16 protein-coding genes and 2 tRNA genes are annotated in these 15,181 nt (G+C 49.9%); 1 reads left to right on the top strand and 17 read right to left on the bottom strand.

The window, feature by feature from the left end; genetic code table 11:
- Window positions 1–175: 175 nt before the first annotated feature.
- Window positions 176–574, top strand: coding sequence for a YjaA family stress response protein (locus tag BJJ97_RS11870; RefSeq protein WP_095994040.1), 399 nt, complete (start codon window positions 176–178; stop codon window positions 572–574).
- 14 nt (window positions 575–588) lie between these two features.
- Here the strand turns inward: BJJ97_RS11870 and BJJ97_RS11865 are convergent, their stop codons facing one another.
- The 17 genes from BJJ97_RS11865 to sucC form a co-directional block, all read right to left on the bottom strand.
- Complete coding sequence (locus tag BJJ97_RS11865) at window positions 589–1,305, bottom strand: DUF554 domain-containing protein (RefSeq protein WP_010285311.1); 717 nt, start codon at window positions 1,303–1,305, stop codon at window positions 589–591.
- 363 nt (window positions 1,306–1,668) lie between these two features.
- Window positions 1,669–1,744 (bottom strand) — tRNA-Lys (locus tag BJJ97_RS11860).
- Window positions 1,745–1,795: 51 nt separating this feature from the next.
- Window positions 1,796–1,871 (bottom strand) — tRNA-Lys (locus BJJ97_RS11855).
- Window positions 1,872–2,046: 175 nt separating this feature from the next.
- Window positions 2,047–2,823: a cell division protein CpoB gene (gene cpoB, locus BJJ97_RS11850; protein WP_095994039.1), complete on the bottom strand. Its 777-nt coding sequence runs from the start codon at window positions 2,821–2,823 to the stop codon at window positions 2,047–2,049.
- A 9-nt stretch (window positions 2,824–2,832) separates the two neighbouring features.
- The gene (pal, locus tag BJJ97_RS11845) at window positions 2,833–3,345 is read right to left on the bottom strand and encodes a peptidoglycan-associated lipoprotein Pal (RefSeq protein WP_039482724.1); all 513 of its coding nucleotides are present in this window, start codon (window positions 3,343–3,345) and stop codon (window positions 2,833–2,835) included.
- Between the two features lie 40 nt (window positions 3,346–3,385).
- Window positions 3,386–4,678: a Tol-Pal system beta propeller repeat protein TolB gene (gene tolB, locus BJJ97_RS11840; RefSeq protein ID WP_039540547.1), complete on the bottom strand. Its 1,293-nt coding sequence runs from the start codon at window positions 4,676–4,678 to the stop codon at window positions 3,386–3,388.
- Window positions 4,679–4,816: 138 nt separating this feature from the next.
- A complete protein-coding gene (tolA, locus tag BJJ97_RS11835) occupies window positions 4,817–5,992 on the bottom strand; it encodes a cell envelope integrity protein TolA (protein ID WP_039482729.1) in 1,176 nt (391 codons plus the stop codon).
- A 64-nt stretch (window positions 5,993–6,056) separates the two neighbouring features.
- Entirely contained in the window at window positions 6,057–6,482 is a 426-nt protein-coding gene (gene tolR, locus BJJ97_RS11830) for a colicin uptake protein TolR (protein WP_010285025.1), read from the bottom strand.
- 12 nt (window positions 6,483–6,494) lie between these two features.
- Window positions 6,495–7,181: a Tol-Pal system protein TolQ gene (tolQ, locus tag BJJ97_RS11825; RefSeq protein WP_039482731.1), complete on the bottom strand. Its 687-nt coding sequence runs from the start codon at window positions 7,179–7,181 to the stop codon at window positions 6,495–6,497.
- On the bottom strand, window positions 7,178–7,582 hold the full coding sequence (ybgC, locus tag BJJ97_RS11820; RefSeq protein WP_039482732.1) for a tol-pal system-associated acyl-CoA thioesterase: 405 nt from the start codon (window positions 7,580–7,582) through the stop codon (window positions 7,178–7,180). Before ybgC ends, tolQ begins: the two co-directional genes overlap by 4 nt.
- 133 nt (window positions 7,583–7,715) lie before the next feature.
- Window positions 7,716–8,009 (bottom strand): cyd operon protein YbgE, encoded by a 294-nt coding sequence (ybgE, locus tag BJJ97_RS11815; protein WP_010285015.1) that lies wholly within the window; start codon window positions 8,007–8,009, stop codon window positions 7,716–7,718.
- Entirely contained in the window at window positions 8,006–8,122 is a 117-nt protein-coding gene (cydX, locus tag BJJ97_RS11810) for a cytochrome bd-I oxidase subunit CydX (RefSeq protein WP_011092952.1), read from the bottom strand. Before cydX ends, ybgE begins: the two co-directional genes overlap by 4 nt.
- 16 nt (window positions 8,123–8,138) lie before the next feature.
- Window positions 8,139–9,278: a cytochrome d ubiquinol oxidase subunit II gene (cydB, locus tag BJJ97_RS11805; RefSeq protein WP_095994038.1), complete on the bottom strand. Its 1,140-nt coding sequence runs from the start codon at window positions 9,276–9,278 to the stop codon at window positions 8,139–8,141.
- Between the two features lie 13 nt (window positions 9,279–9,291).
- Window positions 9,292–10,860, bottom strand: a complete 1,569-nt coding sequence (cydA, locus tag BJJ97_RS11800; RefSeq protein ID WP_095698886.1) for a cytochrome ubiquinol oxidase subunit I — start codon at window positions 10,858–10,860, stop codon at window positions 9,292–9,294.
- 711 nt (window positions 10,861–11,571) lie between these two features.
- Window positions 11,572–12,741, bottom strand: a complete 1,170-nt coding sequence (locus BJJ97_RS11795) for a YfaP family protein (protein ID WP_095994037.1) — start codon at window positions 12,739–12,741, stop codon at window positions 11,572–11,574.
- Window positions 12,742–12,969: 228 nt separating this feature from the next.
- A complete protein-coding gene (sucD, locus tag BJJ97_RS11790; protein ID WP_039482739.1) occupies window positions 12,970–13,842 on the bottom strand; it encodes a succinate--CoA ligase subunit alpha in 873 nt (290 codons plus the stop codon).
- Window positions 13,842–15,008, bottom strand: coding sequence for an ADP-forming succinate--CoA ligase subunit beta (sucC, locus tag BJJ97_RS11785; protein WP_039512418.1), 1,167 nt, complete (start codon window positions 15,006–15,008; stop codon window positions 13,842–13,844). The genes sucD and sucC overlap by 1 nt, the downstream gene beginning before the upstream one ends.
- Window positions 15,009–15,181: the final 173 nt, after the last annotated feature.

The following is a 15,181-nucleotide window of genomic DNA, read 5'->3' as shown; positions in this document are numbered from 1 at the left end:
TCATCACTAGCACCGACGTTTTTTATCCTAAACAAAATACCGAAAACCCGCCCTAAAGTCGCGGTGTATTTTCCATAGTACCGGCCATTTTGTTTAATATGCTTAAAATCGTGAGATGGAATGCGTAAGTGGGATGACTCGTAGAAAGTAGAAAAGAGACAAGGAGAGAAACGGCATGGCCAGCCTCTATATCAGAATCTATCGCAATACCCTGATCGTCAGAAACGTGAACACGAAACAAGAGGTGACAGAGCAATCAGACGCGCCTTTTACCACCACGCGTTTACTACTCGGGCAGATGATCCCGGCGATGAAGTTATTGGCTCGACTCACACGTAAAGTGGCGTCCAAACGATTAATCGATCTGTTCGCCTCGCACAAGGTCATCATCCATGCCATGGAGATGAATGAAGGCGGGCACAGCCAGGTCGAGTTTGCCAGCTACATAGAGCTAGCCAAGAGCATCAGCCCGCAAGGAAAGCAGATTTATGTTTGTAGCAAAAGCGTGCCGCTTACCGTTCAGGAAGTGACACAAATCTTTAGCGGCGACATGCCTTCGATCGTCAGCCGCTAATTAGACGCTGAGCGTTAGGCGAAGAAGCGATGCCAGTACAGAGAGATAGGAATAACCAGAACCAATGCAGGCAGGAAATTAACCACCGCAAATGATTTGATCTGCGCGATCCTCAGCCCTACTGCAATCATGATAATCCCGCCACAGGCAGAAAAATCGCCCATCGTGATGTCTGTCATAAAGGGCATAATCAATTTGGCGGAGAAGAACAACAGTGTCTGGACAATAATCTGCGGTATCGCAATCGACATCACGGCAAGGCCAAGCGTGATGGAAAAAATCAGCGCGGTGAAAATATCCAAAGCAGATTTGATGATCAGCAGTTGATAATCGCCGGTTAGCCCTTCCGTTAACGCCCCAACCACACCGGTCCCGCTGGCACAAAACAGGACGATTAACGCGGTAAAGTTCTGAGTGTAGACATCCTGCGGCAAGCGGTGCTCCTGTGCAGGCAGCACGCGGTTTAATCCTTTCTGAATCATCATGCCAGCCCACTGCACGCCGGACTCCATGCGTAGCAGCTCGCCTAACGCCACGCCAATCACAATAGCCAGCGCCACCGCAGGCAACTGCTGGACTTTAACAACCAGTGTGATCCCCATTGCAATCGACACCATCGCAAATGCCGGCGGAAGGCCATCTTGCAAACGCTGAGGGATAAAACGACGTAAAGCAATGCCCAGACCACTACCAATCAAGATAGCGGCACCATTAATCAACGGACCAATCATATATCTTCCTAAACAGGGCTACACGCGCTTCCCTGTGGCAATGACTCCATCCCTGCTCGATAGGATTAGAAAACAGTTCCTGACGGGTTATATAGTCCATAGAGAGGGGTAAAAACCTAATATACCGCAAAGCCTTAACGAGTAGGGAGTGATGATGGGTTTTATCTCATTGATACGGTGTACACGATCGTTGTCTTAACGTCGATTTATGCAAGGAAGGAATGCTACTGCTGAAGTGGTGGATAGTGCAGGATGAATCGGCCTTTTGGGTCAACGCTAACGCGTTGCTGTCTCGCTTCGTTCGGCTCGTGCGATATGTAATTTAATATGAATTTATTCGAGGAAGGAAATTTACTACCGAAGTGGTGGGTCGTGCAGGATTCGAACCTGCGACCAATTGATTAAAAGTCAACTGCTCTACCGACTGAGCTAACGACCCGCAATGCGGAACTGCTTTGATACTTACCAAAACTACAACTGCATTTGAAATTGGTGGGTCGTGCAGGATTCGAACCTGCGACCAATTGATTAAAAGTCAACTGCTCTACCGACTGAGCTAACGACCCAATTTCATGCTGCTTTAGCGTTTTGCTATTTGCCTTGGCAACGGCGGCACATATTACTGATTTAAATTTTCGGCGCAACCTATTTTCTTAAAAAACTGTTTGATTGCTTACTCTTAAGACGTTTAGGCACAAAAACCGCTCATGATGCGCAATTTTTGTGCCAATTAAGACGGGGTTACGATGCAGATAAACGTTTTTGAGCCTGCTTTGCACTTTCCGTATTGGGGTACATTTTTACAACTTGCTGGTAAACGGCCTTGGCTTTATCAGCCTGACCTTTTTCCTGCATGATCACCCCAACCTTCAGCAACGCCTCGGCACTTTTTGGTGACTTGGGATAATTTTTGACTACATTGGCGAAATAGTACGCCGCATCGTCCTTTTTCCCCTTGTTATAATTCAACTGACCAAGCCAATAGTTAGCATTAGGTTGATACGTTGAATCTGGGTACTTCTTGACGAATGCCTGAAATGCGCTGATAGCCTGATCGTACTGTTTTTTCTCCAGCACGAGCGCGACTGCGGCATTGTAATCACTATTCGCATCACCCGTACTGGCTGGTGCCGCCGTATTGGCAGCACCAGTATCAGTCCCCGCCGCAGCGGCAGGCGTGCCCTCTGTCGTCGGTGTTGAAGATGATTGCGAACTTAATCCATCAATCTGCTGATAGATCTGTTTCTGTCGTTCAACAACCTGATTCAACTGATACTGACTTTCCTGAATCTGCCCACGGAGGCTGTCAATATCGCGCTGATTATCAGAGAGCTGCTGTTGAAGTTGAGTTAAAAGCTGACTGTGAGCGTTAGAAATACGCTCCAATTGAGTGACACGGTCTTCGACCGAGCCTGAGCCGACATTACTGATTGGCGCTTGGGCGGTAGCGGCCCAAGGGACCGCTACGCCAACCAGTAACGACAGACCCAACAGGTGACGTCTGAAGTTACTGCTCATGCGATTCTCTTAATATACCAGAACGGCACGACGGTTTTTGGCATAAGCCGCTTCGTCATGGCCGAGAACAGCTGGTTTCTCTTTACCGTAAGAAACGATAGAGATCTGATCGGAAGAAACGCCTTTACCTTGCAGGTACATTTGTACCGCGTTGGCACGACGCTCACCCAGAGCGATGTTGTATTCTGGCGTACCGCGTTCGTCCGCGTGACCTTCGATAGTCACTTTGTAAGACGGGTTGCTACGCAGGAATGCAGCGTGTGCGTCCAGCATCTGAGCGAATTCAGAGCTCACATCGTACTTGTCCAGACCGAAGTAAACGATGTTGTTGCGCTGTAATTCTTGCATCTGCAAACGAGCTTGCTCAGAAGAAGACATGTTGCCGCCGTCCATCATGCCGTTGTTACCAGCAGCACCCATGGAAGATTGGTCATTGTCTGCGTTCTTGTTGGAGCTACAAGCGGCCACTGCCAGTACCGGCAGAGCCAACATCAGGCCTTTCAGCACTTTATTGAATTGCATTTCTTATGTCCTTTGACGAGTTTATTGTACATATCTGTACTTATAGATACGGCGACCAGGCAGGGAATTTAACCTGTCCATCAGTAGCCGGAAGACGCGCTTTGAAACGCCCATCTGTCGAAACCAACTGTAGCACTGAACCCAGCCCTTGTTTGGAACTGTAGATCACCATCGTGCCATTCGGTGCGATACTTGGCGTTTCGTCCAGGAACGTGTCCGTCAATACTTGTACGGCACCCGTTACCAGATCCAGTTTGGAAATATGCTGAGCTCCACCATTCGAGCTCACCGTTACCAAAAATTTCCCGTCGGCGCTCACATCTGAGTCCTGATTCTGAGAACCTTCCCAGGTCAGACGCTGTGGCGCGCCGCCGTTAGCATTCACTTTATAAACCTGCGGACGACCAGCCTGGTCTGAAGTATAGGCCAAGGTCTGGCTGTCTGGGAACCAAGTTGGTTCCGTGTTATTGCTGCGACCATCAGTCACCTGGCTGATTTGCCCGGATCCCAGATTCATCACATACAGATTCAGGCTACCGCTCTTAGACAGTGCGAACGCCAACTTGCTGCCATCAGGAGAGAAAGAAGGCGCACCGTTGTGACGTGGGAAGGAAGCAACCTGACGGATTGCACCATTTGCCAGCGTCTGAATAACCAACGCAGAACGGCCGCTTTCAAACGTTACATAGGCGAGTTTGCTGCCGTCTGCGGACCAGGCCGGAGACATCAGCGGCTGTGGTGAGCGGTGAACCACAAATTGGTTGTAACCGTCGTAGTCTGCAACGCGCAGTTCATAAGGGAACTGACCACCGTTGGTCTGAACAACGTAAGCGATACGGGTACGGAACGCACCTTTAATACCACTCAGTTTTTCAAACACTTCGTCACTGGCGGTGTGTGCAGCATAGCGCAACCACTGTTTTGTGACTTTAAACTGGTTCTGCGCCAATACGCTGCCTGGGTTACCGGAGGTATCGACGAGCTGGTAAGAAACCAGATAGCTGCCATCGGCACTCGGCTGAACCTGACCAACAACAACCGCATCGATGCCCAACGCCGTCCATGCAGCAGGCGTCACTTCAGATGCCGTTGCAGGTTGCTGAGGCATACGGTTTGCGTCGATCGGGTTGAATTTGCCACTGTTACGCAAGTCAGCACCGACGATGCCGCCGACGTCTTCAGGCGCAGCGCCCGGACCTGCCCATTTGAACGGAACCACGCCGATAGGACGTGCAGAGTCTACCCCTTGGGTAATCTCTATACGTACTTCCGCGTGAACAACCGCAGTCCACAGCATTAAAAAGCTTAATGCAACTTTCAGTACTTGCTTCATCTCATCTCCCTTATCCAGACGCGAAGTCTGCGATAAATTAGCAGAATTTTAACAAAAACAAACCAATGTCAACAAAACAACATAACCTGGTTTATTTACCATCGTAATAATCTTAAATCTATTGGGTAAACAGCCCGGTTACTGCGGTTTAAAGTCTATCGGCGCATTTTTGAAAGCCTCATAAACTTCTGAACTTGGTGGCTTCGGCATTCTTGCCTGTTTGGCAGCCGCAATGGCCGCCTGGCATAACGCGGGATCGCCGCCTTCAGCAGTGACGTCAATCAACAGACCATCTGGCGCCAGCTTAATTCGTAACGTACAGGTACGCCCTTTATAGAGCTGCCAGTCATAAAACTTGCTCTGAATGGCTGAGCGCACCTGACTACCATAGCTATCAAGCGCCGCACCTGATGCACCGCTCTTTTTATTGTTACCCGTACCCGCAGGCGCGCCACCGCCAGACTTCGGCGCATTTTTCGATGAGGCCAACCCGCCCAGTAAGTCATCGACGGCGTTTTCCTGCTTAGCGGCCTCTGCTGCTGCTTTCTTTTTATCATCAGCGGCTTTCTTAGCCGCTGCAGCTGCTTCTGCTTTCTTCGTTGCTTCAGCTTCAGCCTTTTGTTTCGCTGCCTCAGCTGCTGCTTTTTGTTTAGCTTGCTCAGCGTCTGCGGCTGCCTTTGCAGCTTCTGCTTTAGCCGTTTCTGCTGCCTTCTGCTTAGCGGCTTCAGCGGCCTTTTCTTTAGCCTCTTCTTCCGCCTGCTTCTTAGCAGCAGCGGCCGCAGCAGCTTGTTTCTTCGCTTCGTCTTCTGCTTTCTTCTTAGCGTCTGCCGCAGCTTTCGCCTGTTGTTCAGCTTCAGCTTTCGCTTTTGCCGCTGCAGCTTCGGCTTGCTTCTGCTGTTCTTTTGCCTGCTGAGCCGCCGCTTCAGACTGCTTACGCTGTTCAGCCTGTTCCTGAGCCTGCTTTTTCGCCTCTTCCTGCGCTTGCAGACGCTCTTTTTCCAGCTCTTTCAGCCGCTGCTGTTCAGCCGCTTGCTTCTGCTGAAGCTCTTCGGCCTGCTGTTCAGCCTGCTTTTGACGCAATTGTTCAGAACGTTTCGCATCGGTCTGCTGCTGCTGTTGGCGGTTATACTGCTCCACCACCGCGCTCGGATCGACCATTACGGCATCAATTGACGAGCCTCCGCCGCCCCCGCTGGCATCCATCGTTTGCGTCGACGAACTCCAAAGCAGCAAAGCAATCAGTATGATGTGCAAAACAGCCGAAATAATAACGGCGCGTTTTAGCTTATCGTTTTGTTCGTTTGCCTTTAGCACAAGCGATTCCCAAAAACAGTGTTGCCAGAAATAGGCTTAACGATCATTACCGTGATGCGCTCATTTAAATCGGTTGTGTCATCAAACCAACGGATTTTACGCCAGCCTGATGCAACAAATTCAACGCTTTAATGATCTCATCATAAGGAACATCCTTCGCGCCACCAATCAAAAAGACCGTCTTGGGATTGGTTGACAGCCGTGATTGCGCTTCAGCAACCACCTGCTCTGCCGGAAGCTGCTCCATACGGTTTTGTTCAACAACCAGGCTATATTGCCCTATGCCTGAAACCTCGACGATCACAGGCGGATTGTCATTGCTGGAGACCGTTTTTGAATCGGTCGCATCCGGCAAGTCCACCTCAACGCTCTGCGTAATAATCGGGGCTGTCGCCATAAAAATCAGCAACAGCACCAGCAACACGTCCAGTAACGGGACAATGTTGATCTCGGATTTCAGCTCACGACGGCCTCTGCGTACTCGTGCCATGATGCCCCCTGATTACTTGCTGTTGTCGCTGGAGAACGCCTGACGGTGCAGGATAGCGATGAACTCTTCCGTAAAGTTGTCGTAGTTCTGCTCCAGTTTGCCGACCCGCTGGCTAAGACGGTTATACGCCATGACCGCAGGGATCGCCGCAAACAGGCCGATTGCCGTTGCAATCAAGGCTTCGGCAATACCAGGGGCAACCATTTGTAAGGTCGCCTGCTTCACTGCGCCCAGCGCGATGAAGGCATGCATAATTCCCCAAACGGTACCGAACAGGCCGATATACGGGCTGATAGAACCCACGGTTCCCAAAAAGGGAATGTGCGTTTCCAGCGTTTCCAACTCACGATTCATTGAAATACGCATTGCACGGGACGCCCCTTCCACTACGGCTTCCGGCGCATGGCTGTTGACACGATGCAACCGTGCAAATTCTTTGAAACCTGAATGGAAGATTTGTTCAGTGCCCGTCAGGCTATCGCGACGGGTCTGACTTTCCTGATAGAGGCGCGACAGTTCGATGCCTGACCAAAATTTGTCCTCGAACGCCTCAGCCTCACGCGTCGCCGAGTTCAGAATTCGGGTACGTTGAATAATGATCGCCCAGGAAGCGATAGAAAAACAGATTAAAATCAGCATGATTAGTTTGACCAGAAGGCTTGCCTTCAGGAACAAATCAAAAACGTTCATGTCAGTCACTGCTTGAACTCCGCGACAATAGACTTAGGAAGCGCAATTGGCTTCATTTGATGTGGATCGATGCATGCGATCAAAACTTCAGCATGGCTTAGCAGGGTGCCATGAGCATTGAGAATACGCTGTGCGAAAGTCATAGAAGCGCCACGCAGCGAGATAACCTCACTTTGCACTTCCAGCATGTCGTCGAGGCGCGCAGGAGCAAGATACTCCACCGTCATCCGACGAACAGCAAACGCGACATGCTCACTTAGCAAGGCTTGCTGATGAAAGTTGCGCTCACGTAACGCCTCGGTTCTTGCCCTTTCATAAAAGGCAATATAGCGAGCGTGATAGACAACGCCACCTGCATCAGTGTCTTCAAAGTAGACTCGAACTGGCCAGCGAAACAACGAATTACTCACTCTACATCCCAGTAATGCATTAAACCTCGCTACTATACGCAAGAGAAATGAGGTTTGGAATGGATTGTGACAACGGAAAGAAAATAATTATGGGCTGCAAGCAACCCATAACTAAATGGAATAGGAGGCTATTTTAGCCGAAGAAATAGTACAATCCTGCGCACAGGATCACAAAGGCGGGAAGTGGTGCGAAAAACGCGCGCCAGAGCAGGCGATGTGGACGAAAACCAACGCCATGAACAACGCCAGCGCAAACGGCCCAAATCAACAGCAGCCCCTGCCAAACCGCGAGTTCACTGGTCCGCGCCGCAAAGCGCGTCGGATCCCAGAACACACAGCCAGCCAGCAGCAACGCCATGATAAGGGAAAGAGCCCTTAACGGGCTCTTATCCATCAGGCGATAGAGTTTATCGACCAGATCACTCATTGCTTATCTTCTTCAGCCGCTTTGCTTGCCTCACTCTGCTCAATAGCCAGGGCCGTGATGATCCCCAGTGAGCAAGCAAGAAGCGTTCCGAGTATCCAGGCAAAATACCACATAAATTAAGCTCCTTACTTAGTACATAGAGTGAGTGTTTTGCTCAATCTGCTCTTTGGTAATGCGACCGAACATCTTGTAGTAACACCATGCGGTATAAGACAGCACGATAGGAACGAAAATCATCGCAACCACTGTCATGACTTTCAGCGTCAGCAGGCTTGATGTCGCATCCCATACCGTCAAGCTGACGTTAGGCACAGTCACTGACGGCATGATGAACGGGAACATCGCGATCCCTGCGGTCAGAATCACACAAGCGATAGTCAAAGAGGAGAACAGGAATGCCCATGCTCCTTTCTCTGCGCGCGCCATAAGGGTAGTCAGCACTGGCAGCACTACGCCCAGAGCAGGGATAGCCCACAATACCGGATGGTTATTGAAGTTGATCAGCCAGGCACCTGCCTGTTGAACGACTTCTTTACGCAGCGGGTTAGACTCAGCCGCGGTGTTAATCGCAGACGTCACCACGTAGCCATCAATACCGTAAATGACCCATACGCCAGCCAGAGCAAACGTCACCATCATCACCAGCGCGGCAATCTGCGCGGCGGATTTGGAACGCACGTGCAGGTCGCCCGTGGTACGCATCATCAGGTAAGTTGCACCCTGAGTCAGGATCATCGTCAGACTAACCACACCAGCCAACAAGCCAAACGGGTTCAGCAGTTGGAAGAAGTTTCCGGTGTAGTACAGACGCAGATATTCATCGACGTGGAACGGTACACCCTGCAACAGGTTACCAAACGCCACACCAATCACTACCGGTGGAACAAAGCTACCGATGAAGATGCCCCAGTCCCACATGCCACGCCAGCGCGGATCTTCGATTTTTGAACGGTAATCGAAGCCGACAGGACGGAAGAACAATGAGGCCAGCACCAGAATCATGGCAATGTAGAAACCAGAGAATGCGGCGGCATAAACCATCGGCCAGGCAGCAAACAGCGCACCACCGGCAGTGATCAGCCAGACCTGGTTACCGTCCCAGTGCGGCGCAATACTGTTAATCATGACGCGACGCTCGGTATCGCCACGCCCCATCAGACGCACCAGAATGCCCACGCCCATGTCAAAACCATCAGTGATAGCGAAGCCAATCAGCAAAATACCGATCAACAGCCACCAGATAAAACGTAAGACTTCATATTCAAACATAGTGGACTCCTGTTTACCGTGCTTCCTGCGCAGCCGCTATAGGTTGTTCAAAATGGTAGCGCCCTGTTCTCAGGCTACTTGGCCCCAGACGTGCGAATTTGAACATCAGATACATTTCTGCAACCAGGAAGAGCGTATACAGACCACAGATCAGCCCCATGGAGAACAGAATATCCCCTGCAGTCAGTGATGACGTCGCAACGGCTGTCGGCAGAATCTCACCGATAGCCCAAGGCTGACGGCCATATTCAGCAACAAACCAGCCGGCTTCGATAGCAATCCACGGCAGCGGAATACCGTACAACGCCGTACGGAGCAGCCAACGTTTTTGACCAATTTTGTTGCGCAGAACGGTCCAGAAAGACAGGCCGATGATCAACAGCATCAGAATGCCGCAGCCCACCATGATACGGAAAGAGAAGTATAGCGGCGCAACACGTGGGATAGAATCTTTAACCGCCTGTTGAATCTGCGTTTCTGTCGCATCAGAGACTTTCGGCGTATAGCGTTTCAGCAACATGCCATAGCCTAGATCTTGCTTAGACTTTTCGAACGCTTCTTTTACCGCCGGGTCAGTATTGCCCGCGCGTAACTCTTCCAGCAACTGGTAAGCCTTCATACCATTGCGAATACGCACTTCATGCATTACCAGCAGTTCTTTCAGACCGGTAACTTCTTTGTCTGTAGAACGCGTGGCAATTAACCCCAGAGCATAAGGAATCTTGATGGCGTAGTTGTTTTCCATCGTATCCTGGTTCGGGATGCCGATCAGCGTAAAGGATGCCGGAGCAGGCTGTGTTTCCCATTCGGCTTCAATCGCTGCCAGTTTGGTTTTCTGTACGTCACCCATTTCATAACCGGATTCATCACCCAGTACAATAACGGACAGGACAGCAGCCATACCGAAACTTGCTGCGATAGCGAATGAACGCTTGGCAAACGCAATGTCACGGCCTTTCAGCAGATAGTAAGAACTGACACCCAGAATGAACATCGCGCCAGTACAGTAACCTGCCGCTACCGTGTGAACGAATTTCACCTGAGCAACTGGATTCAGAACCAGATCGGCGAAGCTCACCATTTCCATACGCATGGTTTCGAAGTTGAAATCCGATGCGATGGGGTTCTGCATCCAGCCATTGGCAACCAGAATCCACAGTGCGGAGAAGTTAGAGCCCAGCGCGACCAGCCAGGTCACGGCCATATGCTGCACTTTTCCTAAACGGTCCCAGCCGAAGAAGAACAAGCCAACAAAGGTCGATTCCAGGAAGAATGCCATCAGGCCTTCAATCGCTAGCGGCGCGCCGAAAATATCCCCGACGTAGTGAGAGAAGTATGACCAGTTAGTCCCGAATTGAAACTCCATGGTCAATCCGGTCGCGACCCCAAGAGCGAAGTTAATTGCAAATAACTTGCCCCAGAACTTGGTCATATCTTTATAGATTTGTTTGCCAGACAGCACATATACCGTTTCCATAATCGCCAGCAAAAACGCCATCCCCAGCGTTAATGGTACGAATAGAAAATGGTACATTGCGGTTAAGGCAAACTGTAAACGTGACAGTTCGACTACATCAAACATTTTGACTCCTTGCTCCTCGCAGGAAGGGATTAGCTTGCAAACGCTGACAAGCTGCCAAAAATCCGGCCATTACACCCAAAAGAACACAACAAGAATTGCTTTAATACACGCTGTAATGAACGCTAGAAATACCGTTCATCAGGGCAGTCACACCGCAATACCCCGACAGCAAGCTCAAGATAAATCACAAGTATTACAAATTGCGTACCCCATAGGGAGGTAGCCGTATATTACGCCTGTAATCCCCTACAATAAATAGGTTTTTACGTGACCCAGACTAGGTTTTTGGCTTCAAATCAACTTTTCTACTAAACGGCGTGAAAGACGATAATTGACCTCGCGCAATTTAAGCCTATTTCAGAAATTATATCCAGAGGCGTTTTTTGATCTAAAACAATTTAACGCTTTTCTCGTGATTATCGCGTTGCATTAATTTCCTCATTACACTCATTGTTAATGCAATGTGACTTTTAGGTTTAATTAAAATTAATTCAGCAATATAATTTTTACTTTCCGTTATCGATTATTCACATGCATTTTTTATCTTCTATTTTATGTCAAATTTCTATTTTTTCTTGCTGACAACCGCACTGTATTTTCGCCGTGAATTTCCCGGCCCTTCCCCATATGCAGCCTGCTTGTGACGATCCATGCCACAGCGGAGACCAAAAGGCCTCCGCTGTGGTTACACACGTAGCAAGATGCTGCGATTTACTTCTTCGCTTTCATCCGTTCAATAGCTTTATCGTAAACCGTGTTACTTTTCTCGCTTCTTGCCAGCTCATAATGCTGGAGTGCATCGCTGAACTGACCCGCGTTCTCGTAGATTTTTGCAATATTGTAGTACGAGCTGGCACGTGTGGTTGCCGCGTTGCTACCATTTGCCAACGCAATCGCTTTACGGTTAGCCCAAATGGCTTCGGCAATGTTGCCCCGCTTTTGATAAGTCAGGCCCAGGTTGCTATATGCCTGACCAAACGCACTGTCCTGATCGATCGCAGCCAGGAACAGTGTCGTGGCCTGCTCTAACTCACCGCGTCCGTAGGCGGCTTCACCGTCACGATTGAGGTTTTTGGCCAGCGCAGCATTTCCAGTAACGGAAACTATCGTCTGCGCAGGGTTAAGCACCATTGGCAGCACATCGCTGTCCTTCACTTTTGAGAAATCGGCCTCACCAACGGCATTGATATCTTCAAAATCACCGTTAGGGTTAAGACGGAAAACCGTCCAGATATTCCCTGTCTTATTCAGTGGGACAGAATATGACCGTACCTGCGAGCTTCCAACATAGACAAATACTTTTGCACTACTTGCGGAAAGCGCTAATGAATTAGCCTTATCACCGTTTGAATAATCATGGACGGCATAAATATAACTTTCACCCAAATGCTTTTTATCAATCGTGATCGTTTCTGGGCCGAAGCTATCGGTATCATCGACATCAAGATTAGCATCGCGTCCCTTTTTGTGGCTAAAATAAATATGATTACCCGGATAAATAAGGTGGGAATCTAAATCAGCAGGTTTTTCGCCCCAGGTTAATACAATTCGCATGCCATCCAGGCTTTTCATTACCGGACTCACTGCATAGGTCATACCGTCACACGGACATTTAACCACCAAATCTGAATAGCCCGCTTTTTTAATGATCAGCAGACTGTCTTGATCGACGTCGAATGGCGCGTTGAGCGCAGCACGGCCTGCGACATCAGAGCGTGCGGTCACTGACTGCGCACCATTCTTCTGTAGAATGACCGTTGCATCATCAATTTTTTTATCTTTAATCGTCGCACTTAGCACTTCAATATTAATAGACTGTGCGTTGGCCACACAGGTAAATGCGGATAATGCCAAAATCAGTGCTTTTATATTTCCTTTCACACAACATCCCCTTAAGGAAAATTAATTAACCATTCCCTGCTTATACGGAACCAATGAAATCATCATCATTTCTGTTCATCGCTAACCATGCCTTTTCAGGCGCGCGAATTATCCAATAAAACCTCGAAGAAGTCATGCGTAATTCAATTACGTCAATTAACCTCGGAAGCCAAATTGGAATAAAAAAAGCCACCCGAAGGTGGCTAGAATATTTAATCGAATAATCGATTAACGCGATAAGATCGCTTTTACTGCATCGCCGATATCCGCCAGGCTGCGAACGGTTTTAACACCCGCCGCTTCTAACGCTGCGAATTTATCGTCAGCGGTACCTTTACCACCCGCGATAATGGCGCCAGCGTGGCCCATGCGTTTACCTTTCGGTGCCGTCACACCCGCGATGTAGCCAACAACTGGCTTCGTCACGTGTTCTTTAATGTACGCCGCCGCTTCTTCTTCTGCCGTACCGCCGATTTCACCGATCATCACGATGGCTTCCGTCTGCGGATCCTGCTCAAACAGCTTCAGGATATCGATGAAGTTAGAACCTGGGATCGGGTCGCCGCCGATACCTACACAGCTGGATTGACCCAGACCAGCATCGGTCGTTTGCTTCACGGCTTCATACGTCAGGGTACCAGAACGAGAAACGATACCCACTTTACCCGGCAGGTGAATATGGCCCGGCATAATACCGATCTTACATTCACCCGGCGTGATCACACCTGGACAGTTCGGACCGATCATCCGCGCGCCGCTCTGGTCGAGTTTCACTTTCACTGTCAGCATATCCAGCGTCGGGATACCTTCGGTGATACAGATGATCAGCTCGATACCTGCGTCAATCGCTTCCAGAATGGAGTCTTTACAGAACGGAGCGGGAACGTAGATAACGGATGCCGTTGCGCCCGTCGCGTCTACCGCTTCGCGTACTGTATTAAATACGGGCAGACCCAGATGTTCCGTGCCGCCTTTACCCGGCGTCACACCGCCAACCATTTGCGTACCGTAAGCAAGTGCTTGCTCAGAGTGGAATGTCCCCTGACTACCGGTAAAACCCTGACAGATAACTTTGGTATTTTTATTAATCAGAATGGACATTATTTATCCCCCACTGCTGCAACAACCTGCTGAGCTGCACCCGTCAGGCTGGTCGCGGCAATAATATTCAGGCCGCTATCCGCCAGTTTCTTGGCACCCAGTTCCGCATTGTTTCCTTCAAGACGTACAACAACCGGTACGTTAACGCCCACTTCGGCTACAGCGCCGATGATGCCGTCAGCGATCAAATCGCAACGTACGATGCCGCCAAAGATGTTAACAAAGACAGCTTTTACCTTGTCGTCAGACAGGATGATTTTGAACGCTTCAGTCACACGTTCTTTCGTCGCGCCACCGCCTACATCGAGGAAGTTAGCAGGAGCACCGCCGTGCAGCTTCACGATGTCCATCGTGCCCATTGCCAGACCAGCACCGTTGACCATACAGCCAATGTTGCCGTCCAGTGCGACGTAGTTCAGTTCCCACTGCGCCGCATGTGCTTCACGGGAATCTTCCTGGCTTGGATCGCGCATTTCACGCAGTTCAGGCTGACGGAACAGAGCATTGCCGTCCGCACCCAGCTTGCCATCCAGACAGATCAGATCGCCCTGCTTGGTGATAACCAGCGGGTTGATTTCTACCAGCGCCAGATCGCGCTCCAGGAACAGCGTCGCCAGCCCCATGAAGATTTTGGTGAACTGAGCAACTTGCTTACCGCTTAAGCCCAGTTTGAAGGCCAATTCACGGCCCTGATAAGGCTGTGGGCCTACCAGTGGATCGATCGCCGCTTTATGAATCAGCTCTGGCGTTTCTTCCGCCACTTTTTCAATTTCTACGCCACCTTCGGTGGACGCCATGAACACCACGCGACGCGTGCCACGGTCAACCACCGCGCCCAGATAAAGCTCTTTGTCGATATCTGTTGCAGCTTCAACCAGGATCTGATGAACCGGCTGACCCTGTGCGTCAGTTTGATACGTAACGAGTTTTTTACCCAGCCAGTTTTCAGCAAAGGCGCGGATATCTTCTTTATTGCTGACGACTTTAACGCCGCCCGCTTTACCGCGACCGCCTGCGTGAACCTGACATTTTACGACCCACGGACCCGCACCAATTTTAGACGCGGCTTCTTCCGCTTCACGCGGTGTGGTACAGGCATAGCCGGTCGGTGCCGGTAAACCATATCGAGCAAAGAGTTGTTTTGCCTGATACTCGTGTAAATTCATGATGTTCTATCCATTTAGGTTTGGAGATAAGTCGGCAGACGGTTTTTCATCACCGAATCTTTCGGTAGAGAAAAGCGCCATTAACTCTCTGATATATTTGGATAACGCCGTTGAGAAAAAACGGCCTGCATAGCACATAATCTGGTATATCGTTTCGGGCGGAAACCGTCAGG

This window comes from Pectobacterium polaris (genome assembly GCF_002307355.1).
Lineage (GTDB): Bacteria > Pseudomonadota > Gammaproteobacteria > Enterobacterales > Enterobacteriaceae > Pectobacterium > Pectobacterium polare.
This window is presented reverse-complemented; position numbering and strand designations above follow the sequence as displayed.